16 protein-coding genes are annotated in these 14879 nt (G+C 36.5%); 3 read left to right on the forward strand and 13 right to left on the reverse strand.

Annotated elements, in window-relative coordinates; all coding sequences use genetic code 11:
- Nucleotides 1-1401 carry a phosphohexomutase domain-containing protein gene (locus tag BM327_RS06095; RefSeq protein WP_090247430.1) on the reverse strand — a complete coding sequence of 467 codons (1401 nt, stop codon included), beginning with the start codon at nucleotides 1399-1401 and terminating at the stop codon, nucleotides 1-3.
- A gap of 187 nt (nucleotides 1402-1588) precedes the next feature.
- Between BM327_RS06095 and BM327_RS06100 the strand changes: the two genes are divergently transcribed.
- The gene (locus tag BM327_RS06100) at nucleotides 1589-3298 is read left to right on the forward strand and encodes an adenylate/guanylate cyclase domain-containing protein (protein ID WP_090247431.1); all 1710 of its coding nucleotides are present in this window, start codon (nucleotides 1589-1591) and stop codon (nucleotides 3296-3298) included.
- On the opposite strand, the gene BM327_RS06105 is transcribed toward BM327_RS06100, so the two are convergent.
- From BM327_RS06105 to BM327_RS06115, 3 genes are read right to left on the reverse strand one after another with little or no spacing between them, the layout of a single operon-like run.
- Nucleotides 3276-4163, reverse strand: a complete 888-nt coding sequence (locus BM327_RS06105) for a hypothetical protein (protein WP_090247432.1) — start codon at nucleotides 4161-4163, stop codon at nucleotides 3276-3278. The two genes, BM327_RS06100 and BM327_RS06105, sit on opposite strands and share 23 nt — an antisense overlap.
- 3 nt (nucleotides 4164-4166) lie before the next feature.
- Nucleotides 4167-4757, reverse strand: coding sequence for an RNA polymerase sigma factor (locus tag BM327_RS06110; protein ID WP_090247433.1), 591 nt, complete (start codon nucleotides 4755-4757; stop codon nucleotides 4167-4169).
- Nucleotides 4754-5860 carry a hypothetical protein gene (locus BM327_RS06115; RefSeq protein WP_090247434.1) on the reverse strand — a complete coding sequence of 369 codons (1107 nt, stop codon included), beginning with the start codon at nucleotides 5858-5860 and terminating at the stop codon, nucleotides 4754-4756. Before BM327_RS06115 ends, BM327_RS06110 begins: the two co-directional genes overlap by 4 nt.
- Before the next feature lie 67 nt (nucleotides 5861-5927).
- Between BM327_RS06115 and BM327_RS06120 the strand changes: the two genes are divergently transcribed.
- The gene (locus BM327_RS06120) at nucleotides 5928-6176 is read left to right on the forward strand and encodes a hypothetical protein (RefSeq protein ID WP_090247435.1); all 249 of its coding nucleotides are present in this window, start codon (nucleotides 5928-5930) and stop codon (nucleotides 6174-6176) included.
- On the opposite strand, the gene BM327_RS06125 is transcribed toward BM327_RS06120, so the two are convergent.
- From BM327_RS06125 to BM327_RS06160, 8 genes are all read right to left on the reverse strand, one after another.
- Entirely contained in the window at nucleotides 6177-6851 is a 675-nt protein-coding gene (locus tag BM327_RS06125; protein ID WP_090247436.1) for a response regulator transcription factor, read from the reverse strand.
- A 57-nt stretch (nucleotides 6852-6908) separates the two neighbouring features.
- Nucleotides 6909-7382 carry a hypothetical protein gene (locus tag BM327_RS06130; protein WP_090247437.1) on the reverse strand — a complete coding sequence of 158 codons (474 nt, stop codon included), beginning with the start codon at nucleotides 7380-7382 and terminating at the stop codon, nucleotides 6909-6911.
- Nucleotides 7383-7384: 2 nt separating this feature from the next.
- Nucleotides 7385-8173 carry a DUF4249 domain-containing protein gene (locus BM327_RS06135; RefSeq protein ID WP_090247438.1) on the reverse strand — a complete coding sequence of 263 codons (789 nt, stop codon included), beginning with the start codon at nucleotides 8171-8173 and terminating at the stop codon, nucleotides 7385-7387.
- Between the two features lies 1 nt (nucleotide 8174).
- Nucleotides 8175-10511, reverse strand: coding sequence for a TonB-dependent receptor (locus tag BM327_RS06140; protein ID WP_090247439.1), 2337 nt, complete (start codon nucleotides 10509-10511; stop codon nucleotides 8175-8177).
- 91 nt (nucleotides 10512-10602) lie between these two features.
- A complete protein-coding gene (truA, locus tag BM327_RS06145) occupies nucleotides 10603-11364 on the reverse strand; it encodes a tRNA pseudouridine(38-40) synthase TruA (protein WP_317614730.1) in 762 nt (253 codons plus the stop codon).
- Between the two features lie 36 nt (nucleotides 11365-11400).
- Nucleotides 11401-12093 carry a Crp/Fnr family transcriptional regulator gene (locus BM327_RS06150; protein ID WP_090247440.1) on the reverse strand — a complete coding sequence of 231 codons (693 nt, stop codon included), beginning with the start codon at nucleotides 12091-12093 and terminating at the stop codon, nucleotides 11401-11403.
- 117 nt (nucleotides 12094-12210) lie between these two features.
- Nucleotides 12211-13011 carry an aldo/keto reductase gene (locus BM327_RS06155; RefSeq protein WP_090247441.1) on the reverse strand — a complete coding sequence of 267 codons (801 nt, stop codon included), beginning with the start codon at nucleotides 13009-13011 and terminating at the stop codon, nucleotides 12211-12213.
- Nucleotides 13001-13576 (reverse strand): hypothetical protein, encoded by a 576-nt coding sequence (locus BM327_RS06160; protein WP_090247442.1) that lies wholly within the window; start codon nucleotides 13574-13576, stop codon nucleotides 13001-13003. Before BM327_RS06160 ends, BM327_RS06155 begins: the two co-directional genes overlap by 11 nt.
- A 149-nt stretch (nucleotides 13577-13725) precedes the next feature.
- Between BM327_RS06160 and BM327_RS06165 the strand changes: the two genes are divergently transcribed.
- Nucleotides 13726-14382 carry a transglutaminase-like domain-containing protein gene (locus BM327_RS06165; RefSeq protein WP_090247443.1) on the forward strand — a complete coding sequence of 219 codons (657 nt, stop codon included), beginning with the start codon at nucleotides 13726-13728 and terminating at the stop codon, nucleotides 14380-14382.
- On the opposite strand, the gene BM327_RS06170 is transcribed toward BM327_RS06165, so the two are convergent.
- Nucleotides 14379-14864, reverse strand: a complete 486-nt coding sequence (locus BM327_RS06170; protein WP_090247444.1) for a hypothetical protein — start codon at nucleotides 14862-14864, stop codon at nucleotides 14379-14381. The genes BM327_RS06165 and BM327_RS06170 overlap by 4 nt on opposite strands.
- Between the last annotated feature and the right edge of the window lie 15 nt (nucleotides 14865-14879).

A 14879-nucleotide genomic window follows, 5' to 3' on the forward strand; every position in this document is an offset into this window, starting at 1 on the left:
TTATAAAATTTCTTTTTCTGTAACTCTCAACATCTGGCGAACTTCATCCAAATCTTTACCTTCCGCATAAACACGTAAAACTGGCTCAGTTCCAGATGGACGTATCATTACCCATCCTCCATTGTCTAAGAAAAATTTAAATCCGTCTATCGTTTGAATGTCCGTTACCTTATACTCACCGAATGATGCGTATTTGTTCTCTTTACAGTTCGCTATGATGCTTTGCTTCAATTCTTCCGTGATATGTAAATCACTTCTTTCGAATTTAAACGGTCCAACCAACTCGTAAACCTCATCAATTAATTCATTCAATGACTTACCTGATTTGGCCATGTATTCCCAAATAATCATTCCCATCCAGATACCATCTCTTTCTGGAATGTGACCTTTGGTAGCTATACCTCCCGACTCTTCTCCACCTAACAATACATCTCTTTCGGTCATTAAACCAGCGATGTATTTAAATCCAATTTTGGTAGTGGTAGAAGTTAATCCGTAGTGATGAGCAAGTTTCTCAATTTTGGGGGTACAACTGAAAGCGGTAATCACTTCACCTGTCATTCCTTTATGCTTCACTAAATAGTGAATCAACAATAAAATGATGTGATGAGAATCTACAAACTCACCTTCTTTGTTGTATAATCCTATTCTATCGGCATCTCCATCTGTTGCTAAAGCAGAGTCTATATCTCCTCTTTCTTTGATAAAGGCCTCTAATTCCTGTAAATTCTTTGCAATTGGCTCTGGTGCTTGTCCCATGAAACTTGGGTTGTAATCACAATGCAAGAAATGCATATCTGGGAAGATACGTTTCAATACATTTTGTCCGGCTCCATACATGGCATCATACGCCAAATTCAATCCAGAATTTTTAATGGCATCTATATCAAAATTGGCTTTTACGTGATCTACATATTCTGTTTCTAAATCAGCCGTTCTCAACTGATCTTCAGAGAGACCTTCTAAACTAACCTCCTTGTAATCATAAGGCATTTCATCTGGGATGATCGCTTCAACTTCTGCTACCTTCTCCGGAATCAATGGTCCACCAAAACTTGCTTTAAGCTTGTACCCATTATAACTTGGTGGATTGTGCGAAGCAGTAATAACCACCCCAATTCCACATTCATATCTGTTGGCTGCCAATGAAATCATAGGCGTAGAAACAAATCCATCTGCCTTAATAACCTGCACTCCTTCTTTAATGAAAACTTTGATTGCTGTTTCCATAAACAAAGCCCCTCCAAATCTGCAATCATGTCCGATTACTATACGAGGAGTTTCGTAATTTTCTTTCACCCATTGGGCAGTTGCGTAACTCACACGAGCCACATTATTGGTAGTATATGTATCTGCTATGATGGCTCTCCAACCATCCGTACCAAATTTAATTTTATCCATAGTTAGTTCTAATTCCTTGCTAAAATAATCAATGCCCCTTAAAGACCTCTATTTCTGTTTAAGAAATAAGGAATTTTCTAGATGCTTAATACCCATTTCACCCTACATCCATCTAATTTTAACATCACTTCATCTTAATCTTTGAGAGAGACAAGGAAATTTTGATGGAAAATGATATATTCACATTGTGGAGAGATTTATAAACATTCTAGTACTGGATAACAAAGAAGAAAACATTGCTGACTTAAAACGCATTTTAAGTGGCAATGGTAATAATTTGGTCTTTGCCCAATCACCAGAAGATGTTTACGATGAACTTCGCAGAAGAGAGTTTGGTATTATGATCATCAATATAGATGATGAAGCTTTTGGTGGTTTGGCGTTTATCAAACAATTGGCCAAAGAAAAATTGGGGATAGATAGCTACAAAATTATCACCTCGGCCAGAGATGTTAATGGCTACCAGTTCGTAAAAGGACTCAAACAAGGAGCCATAGATTACATCCATACGCCTTATAAAAGAAGTCTTACCAGAGCCAAAGTTGGAGTTTTAAAAAAGCTTTATTTTAAAGACCTTCGAATCAACCAATTGCTTTCGAATATTCTTCCAGAAAATGTTTTAAATGATTTAAATACCTACGGTAAATTTTCGCCGCGAAGAATAGACGATGGAACCGTTCTTTTTACTGACTTTGTAGGATTTACAAAAATTTCTAAGGACATGCTTCCTTTGGAATTGGTAAAACAATTAGAAACCTACTTTACCAAGTTTGACGAAATCGTTGAACGTTACAAACTCGAAAAAATTAAAACGATAGGAGACGCTTACATGGCTTTAGCAGGGGTTACAGAAAGTAATCAGCACCCGGCGATTAGAGCTAGTTTAGCAGCAATAGAAATGCGCGATTTTATCAATACAAGAATTGCCATTTCTAAAGCCATGAATGAACCCTATTGGGAAATGCGCGTGGGTATTCACTCTGGTCCTTTAGTAGCGGGTATCATAGGCACCAAGAAAACAAGCTTTGATGTTTGGGGAGATACCGTAAACATTGCAGCCCGTGCCGAACAACATGCCGAACCCAATACCATTAACATTACCAAAGTAATTGCCGAGAAAATCTGTGATTACTTCAACCTTACTCACCGTGGGGAAATACCAATGAAATATGGTGGTTCTTTAGACATGTATACCCTTGAAACGATTAAAACGGAATACAGTTTATATGGTGAGGGTAAAATTGCTTGTTCAGAAATTCGCAAAAAGGCAGATCTAATGGAAATGGATTTTGAGCATGCGCGAAAAGACATACTCAACAAGTTAAAGACAAGCTTGCCGGAAGAACTCATTTACCATGACATTAAACATACCTTAAACGTAGAAAAAAGCGCCATAAGAATTGCTAAATTAGAAGGTTTGGTTGGTGAAGATTTGGTCTTACTCAGAACCGCGGCCCTTTTCCATGACGCTGGATTTATTTTACGCTACAACAACAACGAAGATATAGCCATTCAGCTTTTGCAAACCATGCTTCCCAATTACGGCTACAACGCAGGACATATAGAAGTTATATCGAACATCGTTAAGAGTACAAAATATACGGTTCAACCCGAAACTCTTTTGGAAAAAATAATGTGTGATGCCGATCATGATTATTTAGGAAGACCTGATTATACAACAATTGCCAACAGACTTCGAAAAGAGCTGGAAGAAAAAGGCACGTCTATGACAGATGAGGAATGGCTTAAATTCCAATTGGATTATTTAGTGAATACGCACAGGTATTACACCAATACATCTATCAACATTCGTTTAGGGGGTAAAAAGGAAAGAATCAAAGCCTTAAAAAAACAACTTAAAGATTTACAAGAACTTAGAATAAAGGCGTCAAAATAGCAAATTCATCTTGTTTCTCCTCTAAATTCACTACCTCCATTACTTCTTTCTCTTTTTTATAACTCTTAGCCATCACCTCCCTACTTGATACTGAATACAAAGCTACTGGTGTTGAATCCCTTATAATTTTGGGTACTGATGCATCTGTAGAAGAGTTAAAAGTTACAATTGAAGTTGCATCTACCTCCGAATATGCGCTGAGCGCTGGCTCTTCAAGCGCTTTCTGAAGAGATGGAGCAGCTATTTCGTCGAAATTCATCAACACCTCTTCTTCCTTGACAGGCGTGTCCTCAGCAGCCTTAACCGACGCAAAAGCATCCATACCAGTAACTACTAGCTTTTCATCCTTCGTTTCAGACGGAGCGTTTTCTTCAACTATTTCTTGATTTCCTTCTGTTTCAACATCCTTCAATAAAGATTCATCTTTTGCGGACATCTCTTCTTGGAGGTCTAACTTTTTGGTGCTTTTGGCAGATCTAGCATCCGAGTTCTTGTTTTCAACTACCTCTTGATTCATGGCTAATGTTGGCTCTTGTTTTAAACTTATATTGTTGTAAAAGAGTACAATTAAAACAATTGTAGCAGCAATTTGAAGTAAGGGTTGCGCATAGAAAGCTTTGTCAATTCTCCATAAAATCAAGCCTCCTTTTTTATGCTTCGCTTCAAACAAATCATCCAGCTTACTTTTTACGGGAGCCAATTTTTCCAGGCGTTCAGTTTTATCTATTTCCATTTGCTGGAAGAACAATTTTAAGGCTATAAAATCATCCTTAGAGATGCCTTCCTTCTCTAGCAAACGCAATTCATCACCTGTTAAATCACGGTAATTTTTATGTTTAATAATATGATCTAATTCTTCTTTCATTCCTTACCTCCTATTTTTAGGATCAAACTCCCTCATGCGTTCTGCCACCTTTTTATGCGCATGAAACAACCTAGATTTCACGGTTCCCTCATTAATCACCAACACTTCGGCTATTTCCTTGATACTCATTTCTTGCAAATGGCGCAACTGAAACACTTCGCTGTGCTTTATATCCAACTCTTCTATAACTCCTTCTAGTTTTTCCTCAAAATTTTGCCAGTGAAGGATCTCTAAACTTCCTCTACTATCATCCGTTATTCCAAAATCTTCCTCTAATCCATTTTGAGTATTAGACCTTACTTGCATTTTTTTGTATTCATTTTTCACCATGTTATTGGCCACCGAATACAACCAAGTTTTGAAAATTCTTGAACTATCAAATGACTCTGGTTTTTGAATGAGCTTAGCAAACAAATCATGAACAAAGTCCTCCGCTTTCTCTTTGTCTTTTTTAAGTTTTTGTTGAAAAAAGTAGTGCATAGCCGCAGCATAGCGTTCATACAAATGATCAAAGGCAAGCTTTTTACCTTTGGCCATCCATACAACGAGCTCCTCATCACTCAATGCACTGTAGTCTTTTTTAAACAACTTCATTCTTCTATCTCCAGCAATTTGTTCAATTGATCTTCTCTATTAATTCCTTGGAGGATGGCTTCTACTTTTTGTTTGTAAGCTTCTTTTGCGCTTAGATTCTTTTCAGCCTTGTAGAGTACCTTTAACAAGGGTATATAATTCGCGCTCAAACGCTGCGCCATTTGATCCTCCTTACTTAAGATGCTTTTATAAAGTGATTTCCATATTTTTTCATTCTCTTTTACATTCAAAGGCTGTGCATAGCTGTAGGTGAGTCCTTTTGTAGAGAGCTGCTGATCCAGCAAGGACAGGTAATCACTGGGTAAAGTCATAGCCACTTGAAGTTGTCGTTCCTTATTTAAGCTTAAAAACATTTTTACGTAAACCGTATTGACAAAAGCCCCCTCTGGTAAAACGAAATTCTTTTGCGCCAATGCTTCCCTATAGGTTTTGCTGGTTAAAAAATCTATATTGATGATCTCTGCTTCTAGGCCTAATTTTTTCTTTGCGAGAAGTAAAGGATAGGTATCTTTCTCTCCATGTGTCAATAGTATTCCACCTTGAGCAGAAATTAAAACATCTTCAGCATACGCCAAAAGAGATGCATCGTAAACATTCTTCTTTTCAAGTAACTTTAAGAATTCATTTTCTTTCGCCGTGTTTCCTATGATATGATAATAGGCCAGCATTTCTTCCCATACCTCAGGATTGTTCGGAGCTAAAAAAGCTGCTTTTTCTAAAAATTGAAAATTAGCTGTATCGTAATTTCCGGCCAAATAGGTGAAGAAATTATATTCAAAAGTTGACTTCCCATACTCGCCCATTACCGCCAATTGCTGGTTCAATACCTTTTGTTCTTCTGAAGAGAATGACTTCTTTGCCGCTTGTTTATGTAGTAGTTGATACTGAAATTTAAATTCGTTTTTTGCACTTTCAAAAGCTTGGAGTTCACTTCCTTCCAAACCAACTGCCTGGTTCGACTCAAGCTCTTCATCCGCCTCCACTTCATTCTTTTCCAACCTATTGGAAATCGTTGTATTGTTTTTAAACTTCTCTTCATTTTGCTGAGAGAAAGCAGCAAAGCAAAAGCAAAAAACGGTCACTATGTAAATAAAATTCCTCATCACATCTAAAAGTACAACTCTAAGTGAAAAGGGTTCAAAAATTTATTTATAAATTGTTGTTAGTGTTATGTACAGCGAGAAAGAATTTAGAAAATTGAGGTTGGAAGAGCGCTACAAGCTGCTTAAATCTGCAGGTGATTATGTGGGGGTGCGAACCACGCCTAGTCATAGAGTATACCTTTTTATCTATAATGGTTACTACGTAGAATTATGGCAAATCATCTCCCTTAACCAAGTACAATGGATAGAAATTCAAAGTAATCAGCAAATACTGAGTGAATATATTAAGGATGTTGACTTAAGCGATTTGTGGTGATTAATTGTCTGAGGCAAACAAGAATTTATTCGGACTCACCAAGTCTGATTTCACAGCGTACATGACTATACCCGCAGTATTCTTAACCCCTAACTTTGCCATGATATTTTTACGGTGCGTATTGATGGTATGCGTACTTAAATGTAGCATATCTGCTATTTGCGCATTGGTAAAACCTTCTGCAATTTTCACGATGATTTCCAATTCCCTTTCCGATAAAATAACCGGTTCACAAGAGAAATTCTCGAGGTTCATATCCTCTACATCTATGTTTGCTTTTTGTATGGTCTCTAGAATTTGACCGCAGAAGAATTGATTCCCTATTCCTGTTTCTTGCACAGAATTAATGATCTCTGTTAAATCACAATCTTTTTTAATATGCGACATAACACCTGAACGCAAAGCATGAACTACGGTATGCGCGCTTTGATCTGGAGTAATCGCTACAAACTTCAAATGATTTTTTTCATTTAAAACTTGAGGAATAACATCTATAGAAAAGTTAGGAGAAGTATAATCGATAAGGATAACATCTATATCAAAAGCCTTTACACGCTCTAACAACTGCTCATTAGAAGAAGCCTCAGCTACTACTTGAATTCCAACCGTTGAAGCAAGCACCGTTTGCAAGCCCACACGGATCAAATCATTGTTATCTGCGATTAAAACATTCATGCTGCAAATATAAACACTTCCCTTATTTATTAAGAATAAATCTAAATTAAAACACCACTAGTTTTCCACCAGTTGTTTTAGACTACTTTCTTTCACAGGAAGCGGCCATTGTCCGCGCAATTGCTTTAAACTATCTATTAGCGTATCGTAAATTAAAAGATCTCCAACTCCCTCCATTGTTGATAAATCATGGAAAGGAATCTGCTTCAATTTCCCCTCTTCTTCCACAGTCAATTGCATACGTGTAAAGAAATCTACCTCTAGTTCTGCCCCTAGCTCTTTAATAAACTTCACGGAAGCATCTATAGAACATCCACTTGGCGGAGTAATGCTTTCGTCTACAACAACTGCAATAAAATAAGGATTTACAATAGCAGCCGTTGCCCACAATTGTTTACCGTGCGCGGCCCATTCTTTGGTAAAAGCCTTCAACTTTTCGTCGACATAATTTACCTCCGTAGCACTTAAGGCTCTATTGCTTTGATACAACCAAACTCTACTTTCTTCCGGAAAATCCTTAAACTGATTCATTTCTATTCTTCAATTACTATAATCAAGGTATCCCTACCCCAAGCCGCAAAATAACCTAATGCGTTGTTGTTCCAATTATTTGTTGGATTGGTTGGAGCTGCTGAATTTCCACCTAACACAGAAATTAATTCTGTATAGTAATCATAGGTAACTCTGTCCAAACTTCGCAACTCTACAAAGATAGTATCTCCCACGTCATATCTATCGGCAAAGAATGGTATTTGGAAGACATTTCCGTTGACAAACTCATCATCAAACAAAAAGATTTCATCCTCATGATCGTTTACCGTGTCACTTGAAATCCTTATCGCCCTCCAGTAATTCGCTTCATCTACAGGATCTGTTATGGCCATACTTACGACATAGCCCGAATCTCCAAACAAGCTTTGTGGAATAAACTGATAAGGCAAAGAATCTAAAGGTGTAGGATCATTTAAAAATGAAGTCGCCGAATAGGTCGTCCCATCAAATTGCACTTCTAAACTATAGTTACCGTTAAATTGGGGTGTATAATTGAATAAATCGTATCTCCCATTACCTGCATTATTCAAAACAGTTACCACACCTTGTGGGTCAGTAATACTTACACTAGCGTTGGCTATTTTTTCAGAATCTTCATTGGAGAAATAATTGGAAGTATAGCTCAATTTAGCCACTACGCTATCTCCAGAAGCATAGTAATTACTTTCTATGACCACCTGAGGTGCCGCTTCATTCAAATTTACGTCTATTACTTTTTGACAAGAAGTAAAGATCATTACTAAACCTCCTAATGCTATTAATCCTTTCATCTTATTTGAATTTAAAATTGTAAGTAACTGCTGGAACTATTTTGAACAAAGTTGTTTGCACTGCTTCAGTTGCTCCGGTGTCTGCATTTTCTCTAAAAGTAATGGCGTAGGCATTCTCTCTATTGTACACATTGTATACAGATATATTTAAGTTGTGATCAAACTTCTTTCTTTCTTTAAAATACCATGTTAAACCTAAATCTAACCTGTGGTAATCAGGCATGCGGTAAGAGTTCCTCTCCTCGTAATAACCTACAGTGTAACCCTCAATTTCATATTTAGCATAAGGGAAAGTTACTGCATCTCCGGTATAGTAAACAAAACTACCACTTAAGGCTATCTTATCGTTTAGTTTGTACATCATCACTATAGATATGTCATGAATTCTATCTTGACGTGCTGAGAATTTCTTTCCGTTGTTAATATCATCAAACTGGCGCAATGATCTTGAAAGCGTATAACTTATCCAACCGGTGAATTTCCCTTTTACTTTTTTCAATTGGAATTCAACACCGTATGCTTGACCGTCTCCGTAGACTAATTCACCCTCTACCAATTCATTAAAAATCAAACTCGCTCCAGGTCTATAATCAATTTGATTGCCCAAAGCTTTGTAGTAGGTTTCCACTGAAGTTTGGTACATGTTTTTTCTGAAATTATGGTAGTACCCCAAGGCAACTTGATCGGCAATTTGAGGCTTAACATTGTTAGAAGAAGGAACATACACATCCGTTGGAGAGCTTGTAGTTGCATTACTTAATTGGTGGATGTATTGGAAATTTCTGTTGTATCCAAATTTGATAGAATTGCTTTCTGTTAAAATGAAACTTGCCGAAAAACGCGGTTCCAACCCTTGATGGTAAGCCATAGACTCTCCACTTTTATATTGCCTTTGACCTATTAAATCTCCAACCTCATCAAATTCATAGGCTGTTCCAGCACCAATTAGGTTAAATCCAGAGTAGCGCAGACCATACATGAGCGACCAGCGGTTTCCAATTTTTTGTTCATTTTGCACGTACACTCCTATCTCTAAGGCCTTTCTCGGGTCTAATTCAATTTGATTAAAACCAAAATCATCCGTAGACGCTTCTAGTCTTCCTGGTTTAAAGGTGTGATGCATGGCGTTAAACCCGAACATCATGGTATTGTTCTTATTTATGAAATAAGAAAAATCTTGCTTTAAATTATAGTCTTGTATAGAGGAAACTACCCCAAAACTTTCATCGCCTTGACCTATGGTAAATTGGTAATTAAAATTAGAGAAGACTAAAGAGGTATTAGAAAACAACTTGTCATTTACCACATGATTCCAACGCATCGTACCTGTGGCATTTCCCCAATCAAAACCAAATTCTTTGGCAAATCCAAAAACATCCTTACCAAAATACCCAGATAAGAAGACCCTGTTTTTATCGTTGATTTTATAGTTTGCTTTCGCGTTTAAATCGTAAAAGTAAAGTGATGTAGAATTGATTTGTGGGTCATTAGATAATTTCAAAAACATATCCAAATAACTTCTTCTACCCGATACAATGAACGAACCTTTCTCCTTTACTATAGGAGCTTCAAGTGTTAAACGCGAAGAAATTAACCCCAAACCACCACTGGCCTGAAACTTTTTGTTGTTTCCATCACGCATCACAACATCCATTACAGAAGAAGCTCTTCCTCCATATTTGGCAGGTATTCCCGCTTTGTAAAGTGAGACATCCTTAATTGCATCTGAATTAAATACAGAGAAAAAACCTAACAAGTGAGAAGCGTTGTAAACTGTAGATTCATCGAGTAAAATCAAGTTTTGATCCGTTCCTCCTCCACGTACGTAAAAACCTGCATTTCCTTCACCGGCACCTTTAACACCAGGGGTCAACTGCAAAGTTTTCATTACATCTTTTTCACCAAATAACACGGGTAAGGTTTCTATATCCTTAGGGTCCAAAGTTGTTACATTCATTTGCGCTCCGGTTACATTGGCATTATCGCGCTCTGCCTGAATGACAACCTCCTCCATTTCTTGAACTTCTGAAGGAACTGCTAATTGCACGTTTATGGTCAGGTTACTGTCTAATGCTATCTCCTTTAACACGGCATCGTAACCCTGCGCTCTATAAATTAAGGTGTAATTTCCTTGAGGGAGACTCAAAGAGTAAAAGCCGTAAACGTTGGTAGAAGCACCGGTGTTTTCAAGTTCTTTAACGATAACACTCGCTCCGAAAAGATCTTCACCATTTGAAGCATCAGTTATACTACCTGAAATGGTGAATTTTTGGGCAAAAGAAAAACTTGTCATTCCCAGTAAGAATGCCAGTAAAAATAAAGCGTGGCCTTTTTTCATTTCTTAAATTTTGTATAAATCTACTCCTTATTTTTCTTATGCAGGGAAGACGAAAGGATGAAAGGCAACTATTAATTATAAAGCGTATATATTATAATTTTATTTGCTCCCAATCGTACTCTATCTTCCACAAGTACAAGCCATCAGCTGGTGCAGAAATTTTGGCCTCTCCCCTGTCTTTTGCCTCCAAAATGGCAGGAATATCTGAAGCTTTTATTTTTCCCAATCCAACATCTAATAAAGTACCAACGGTAGCTCTTACCATGTTGCGAAGAAACCTGTCGGCACTTATTTCAAATACCAACATTCCATTCTCTTGTCTGAACCAATGCGCTTTTCTTACGTCGCATATATTGGTCTTAACATCTGTATGTAATTTGGATAAAGAAGTAAAGTCTTTTCTTCCCAACAAATATTGAGCTCCCTTGTTCATAGCTTCTAGATCTAATTCCTTGGGAAAATAAGTTGAGGTCTGTACTTCAAAAGGATTTTTTTCTTGGCGGATGAAATACCTGTAGGTTCTATTGGTGGCTCCAAAACGCGCGTGTGCTTCATCCTTTACAGGAAAGATATTGTGTATAGCAATGGAGGGGGGTAACATTTTATTGAGCTTGTATTTCAATTGCTCTACATCTTTAAAATGTTGGGGAAGATCTGCATGAAAAATATAATGATGCGCGTGAACTCCTGTATCTGTTCTTCCGCAGCCCACTACTTTCACATGCTGTTTACTGTTTAGCTTTGTAAGCGCGTTTTCTAGCGTTTCTTGAACACTCACTTGTTTAGGCTGAACTTGCCAACCAAAGTAAGGGGTTCCGTTGTAGGAAATTTCAAAAAAAAACCTTTGCATCATGGATGCAAAGGTAATAAGTTGTTGAGAATATTTTTCTTATTTCAAATCAGAAAGGTCTCTAATTAAAAGTGATTTTCTTTCTAAGTGAATTTTATCCTCGTTTTTCAATTCATTCAATAAGGTAGTTACCTTTTGTCTTGATATCGCTGTAATGCTCGCTATCTCTTGATGCGTTAATTTGTGTTTTACCAAGATTTCGTGTCCAACAGGTTTTCCTAAATCTGCTGCTAACTCTTTGATGAAATCTACTAATCTGGTTCTGGCATCTTTGAACATTAAAGATTCCATTCTTTTCTCTGTACGTTTTAAACGTTTGGTAACTTGTTTCATTACTTTCTCATTTAAAACTGGGTGCTCTTTTAATAACATTTGCATGTTATCTTGAGAGATCGTACAAACGATAGAATCTTCGTCCATTGCCATGGCAAAGTCTTCTCTTTTTGAAGAAGGATTTTTCTCTAGTAAACTCAATTCTCCGAACATCTCTCCTTCGTAGATAATCGCCTTGATATTTTCTTTACCGTTAGAAGAATGCTTTCCAAGCTTAATTCTACCACTGGCTAAAAAATAAATATCTCCTGATGAATCATCTGGGAAGAAAACATATTCTCCTTTATTCAATTTTCTAGTCGAAGTAAGCTGCTCAATTTTCTTTTTATCCTCAAACGAAATTCCCTCAAACAAGTTGATTGAATCTATATGCCATAATTTTGTTAATTCTGTTGTCATCGCTACTTCTTTTAATTCTTATCGTTATTTAGACGACTAAATCTAAATTTCCTTACAAAAATACAATTTATTTACCAAGGTAACAACTTCACGGGTAAATTGTTCTCTTAAGATATGTTAAAAATCGAAGGTCAAAGGATCGGGCCCTGTGCGTGCATCCTTATTTAACGCAGCTATTTCAAGTAACTCATCTTCAGATAAATTAAAATCAAAAAGAGATGAATTTTCTAAAATTCTTTCCGATTTACTCGATTTAGGTATTACACCTACTCCTTTTTGGGTAAAGTATCTTAAAATTACTTGGAAAGGCGACTTGTTATATTTCCCTCCTATTTCTTTTAACACCTCAACCTCACCAATTGTTCCATTCATTAATGGTCGCCATGCTTGCGCCAGGATTCCTTGTTCTTTACAAAACTCCTGCATTTCATTCTGTTGAAACTGCATGTGCATCTCTACTTGATTTAAAAAAGGATAAACATCAAACTCTTGTTTCACCTTTTCCAAATGTTCTATATTGAAATTGCACACACCCACTTTGCGAATAACACCTTCTTCTTGAAAGCGCAACATCTGTTCAAAAGCTTTTTCCCATTTATCTACCACGGGCCAATGAACCAGATAGGCATCCAAATACTCTAGCTGCAATTTTTTCAAACTTTGCATTAAGGCCTTTTCTACATTGCCTTCGCGCATTTCATCTGTCCAAATTTTAGTAACAACATTGTATGCATCGCGGTCTATACTTGTATTCGCCAAGGCTTTACCAATTTCCGTTTCATTTCCATAAAAAGAGGCAGTATCTATCAGGGTAATCTCGTTTTCTAGGGCAAACTCTACGGCCTTTGTGCATTCATCTCCCAACAATTTATAGGTACCTAATCCAAAAAGAGGGAACTGTTTTAAACTATTCATCATAATTAATTTCGTCTGTTTTTTCCTTTTTTAGCAGGAAGAAATAAAGTAAAGTAGGAAGGAGCATTACAGCGTATGCAATTTTATCAAACATGGATATATCCTGAAAAATATAATCCATACCCAACAAATAAAACATCAATAAAAAATGGAGAATAAAAGCTCCAAAATAAAAGAGGGCGTAAATAGATTTTTTACGGTAGAGAAACACCAAACCACAGAATAGTGCTAACCAAATGAAAATATCTAGGAATTGAAACTGTTTGAAATTTTCTAAAAAGACTTCTCCTTTTTCAAAACCAAGCTCCTCTCCTCTTTTAATTACTATTTCTTCTACACTGATTTGTTTACTCTTTTGTATTAAATCGTTCAAAGCGATGGCCACATAACTTATCGCAGCCCAACAAATAAAGATGAAGAAACCCAAAACATTAAGAAAGAAAACAATACGCGTAAATCCATCCGGCTTTTGTTTCCCAAATATTCCTAAGCGAATTTTGCTTAAAAAGGTAAGGGTATCTTTGGGCGATACTGTATTGAGTTTTTGTGTGTCTATTTTTAGCGCCATCTGTGCATTCAAAAATAATAGGTGTTTACTACCAAGGTGAAAGCTAAATGTATTAAAAAAGAAAAGGTAACCTAGAGGAAGTTCTCTACTTTTTTATCCTACAAACTTCAGAGGAAGTCTTCTATATTTGTACTCATTGAAATGTAAACATGCAAGAATATTTAGCTCCTACATCCTATTTAGATTTTGAAGATGATACACTTAAAGCGTTTATTGCTCCCTTAAAAGACATAGACAATGCAAAAGATAAAGCCATAGCGCTTTATTATAAGGTAAGGGATGCTTTCTTGTATGATCCTTATCATTTGGACCTCACAGCCCAGGCTTTAAAGGCAAGTACAATTCTGTCTAAAAAAAGAGCGTGGTGTGTGGAGAAATGTATCGTTATGGCAGCAGGTGCGAGAGCCCTAGGTATTCCTACTAAATTGGGTTATGCCAATGTGATCAATCATATAGGCGTGGAAAAACTCATGCACTACCTACAGCACGAAGAAATAGTTTTTCATGGTTTTGTGGAAATGTTTATAGATGATAAATGGGTGAAGTGTAGTCCAACTTTTGACCAGCGCGTTTGTAGAATTGCCAAAGTAGAACCTTTGGACTTTGACGGAGAAAAAGACGCTTTACTTCAAGCCTTTGTAGGAGAAGAAAAATTTATGGAATACACCAAATTTCACGGTAGCTTTGCCGATGTTCCCTTAAAATTAATGAACCAAGAAATGTATAGGTACTACCCTCATCTTTTCGAAAAAGTGTATGATGAAAAAGGATTTTCCTTTAAGCATATCCCCTTAGGAGAGTTTTAAATCTTTTCCTGAACAAACAAATTGGCCATCCAGTTCTTTTTTAAGATCAATATCACCCCAATAAAAAGGTAAATAAGGTGGTTTAAATCATTACTTAAAAATCGAATACCACCTTTATCTAGATAAATGAAAATAGAGATGATAAAATGAACGAGGCTCTTTATAACTAAGGATGCTCCAACGAAAAAAATAATTATCACTGCGATATTTCCTGAATTAATGTTTTTCAGATTTATACGAGGAGATTCAAAACCTTTGTCTAATTTCAGAAAATCAACCAACCAAGTAGTCTTATAAATTAGGAAGAATAAAAAACCAAGACTCACTAAAATTGCTACCAAAGCTCCTTCTTTTATATCCACTGCCATGTTCACATCAAAAAAGTAATTGTTAAGCAATTCTATGCAATTTAATACAGCAAAAAGTAATTGATAAGCTGCAAATGCTCGTATTAAAACAATAAATAGATCTCTATAACTCATTTCTTAAATTTCAAG

Origin of the sequence: Lishizhenia tianjinensis, from assembly GCF_900116425.1 — a bacterium.
Classification (GTDB): domain Bacteria; phylum Bacteroidota; class Bacteroidia; order Flavobacteriales_D; family Crocinitomicaceae; genus Lishizhenia; species Lishizhenia tianjinensis.

What these genes read in the sequence shown, in the direction of transcription:
- BM327_RS06140 (WP_090247439.1), bottom strand. Translation starts at nt 10,511, where the DNA reads ATGAAAAAAGGCCACGCTTTATTTTTACTGGCATTCTTACTGGGAATG.
- BM327_RS06110 (WP_090247433.1), bottom strand. Translation starts at nt 4,757, where the DNA reads ATGAAGTTGTTTAAAAAAGACTACAGTGCATTGAGTGATGAGGAGCTC.
- truA (WP_317614730.1), bottom strand. Translation starts at nt 11,364, where the DNA reads ATGATGCAAAGGTTTTTTTTTGAAATTTCCTACAACGGAACCCCTTAC.
- BM327_RS06160 (WP_090247442.1), bottom strand. Translation starts at nt 13,576, where the DNA reads ATGGCGCTAAAAATAGACACACAAAAACTCAATACAGTATCGCCCAAA.
- BM327_RS06165 (WP_090247443.1), top strand. Translation starts at nt 13,726, where the DNA reads ATGCAAGAATATTTAGCTCCTACATCCTATTTAGATTTTGAAGATGAT.
- BM327_RS06105 (WP_090247432.1), bottom strand. Translation starts at nt 4,163, where the DNA reads ATGAAAGAAGAATTAGATCATATTATTAAACATAAAAATTACCGTGAT.
- BM327_RS06095 (WP_090247430.1), bottom strand. Translation starts at nt 1,401, where the DNA reads ATGGATAAAATTAAATTTGGTACGGATGGTTGGAGAGCCATCATAGCA.
- BM327_RS06150 (WP_090247440.1), bottom strand. Translation starts at nt 12,093, where the DNA reads ATGACAACAGAATTAACAAAATTATGGCATATAGATTCAATCAACTTG.
- BM327_RS06155 (WP_090247441.1), bottom strand. Translation starts at nt 13,011, where the DNA reads ATGATGAATAGTTTAAAACAGTTCCCTCTTTTTGGATTAGGTACCTAT.
- BM327_RS06125 (WP_090247436.1), bottom strand. Translation starts at nt 6,851, where the DNA reads ATGAATGTTTTAATCGCAGATAACAATGATTTGATCCGTGTGGGCTTG.
- BM327_RS06135 (WP_090247438.1), bottom strand. Translation starts at nt 8,173, where the DNA reads ATGAAAGGATTAATAGCATTAGGAGGTTTAGTAATGATCTTTACTTCT.
- BM327_RS06130 (WP_090247437.1), bottom strand. Translation starts at nt 7,382, where the DNA reads ATGAATCAGTTTAAGGATTTTCCGGAAGAAAGTAGAGTTTGGTTGTAT.
- BM327_RS06115 (WP_090247434.1), bottom strand. Translation starts at nt 5,860, where the DNA reads ATGAGGAATTTTATTTACATAGTGACCGTTTTTTGCTTTTGCTTTGCT.
- BM327_RS06170 (WP_090247444.1), bottom strand. Translation starts at nt 14,864, where the DNA reads ATGAGTTATAGAGATCTATTTATTGTTTTAATACGAGCATTTGCAGCT.
- BM327_RS06120 (WP_090247435.1), top strand. Translation starts at nt 5,928, where the DNA reads ATGTACAGCGAGAAAGAATTTAGAAAATTGAGGTTGGAAGAGCGCTAC.